At 71.6% G+C, this 542-nt stretch carries 1 protein-coding gene; it reads left to right on the plus strand.

From position 1 onward, the window contains the following. On the plus strand, nucleotides 1-542 hold a 542-nt coding region (locus KUM32_RS41810), incomplete at both ends, for an AMP-binding protein (RefSeq protein WP_217146841.1).

Below are 542 nucleotides of genomic sequence, written 5' to 3' on the forward strand. Positions count from 1 at the left end.
GTCGTGGACTCCGTACGCGACCGGCTGCCCGCCCTGGGCCCCGTGTGGCAGATCGAGGGCGACGCGGTGGGCGCGCTGGCGGCGGCCGGCGACGGCGTCACCGACCAGGCCGTGGACGAGCGCAGCGCGGCGGCGACCGCCGACTCCCCCGCCACCATCGTCTACACCTCCGGCACCACGGGCCGGCCCAAGGGCTGCGTGTTGACCCACCGCAGCTTCTTCGCCGAGTGCGGCAACGCCGTCGAGCGACTCAAGCCGATCTTCCAGACCAACGAGTCCTCGGTGCTGCTCTTCCTCCCCGTGGCACACGTCTTCGGGCGCCTGGTGCAGGTCGCCTCCGTGCTCGCGCCGATCAAGCTCGGCCACGTCGCCGACATCAAGACCCTCACCGACGAACTCGCCGCCTTCCGCCCGACGCTGATCCTCGGCGTGCCGCGCGTCTTCGAGAAGGTCTACAACTCGGCCCGCGCCAAGGCCCAGGCCGACGGCAAGGGCAAGATCTTCGACAAGGCCGCGGAGTGCGCCATCGCGTACAGCCGCGC

The organism is Streptomyces sp. AC627_RSS907 (assembly GCF_019049165.1).